Below are 471 nucleotides of genomic sequence, written 5' to 3' on the forward strand. Positions count from 1 at the left end.
GCTACGGCCGCCGCTGGGGCCACATGGAGGCGGCGCTGCAGGCCGCCATCGGCCAGGTGGCGGCCGAGCGCGGCCAGAAGCGCGCGCTGTGCGCCGCGCTGGGCGAGACGCTGAGCGCGGTCATGGAGCGCCCGCAGCTGCAGCACCAGAACGCCCTGCTGGCGCAGCATGGCACGGTGCTGGAGAACTCGCTGATGCAGCGCAATCAGGAACTGGGCGAGGCGCTGGCCACGCTGCAGCGCGAGGTGGCGGTGCGCCAGGCCGCCGAGCGGGCGCTGCAGGCCGCGCACGACCGCCTCGAGCAGCAGGTGCGCGAGCGCACCGACGCGCTGGGCCACGCGATGCGGGCGCTGATGCAGCAGGAGAAGCAGCTGGGCCTGTCGCGCATGGTGGTCGGCATGGCGCACGAGCTCAACACGCCGCTGGGCAACGCCCGGGTGGCGGCCAGCGCCATCACGGCCCAGGCCGAGG

At 74.9% G+C, this 471-nt stretch carries 1 protein-coding gene; it reads left to right on the forward strand.

The genetic code is table 11. The features are described from left to right. The coding region (locus GTP90_RS36070; protein WP_503826782.1) for a sensor histidine kinase at positions 1–471 on the forward strand (471 nt) is incomplete at both ends.

The organism is Duganella vulcania (genome assembly GCF_009857655.1).
In the GTDB taxonomy this organism is placed as follows: domain Bacteria; phylum Pseudomonadota; class Gammaproteobacteria; order Burkholderiales; family Burkholderiaceae_D; genus Rugamonas; species Rugamonas vulcania.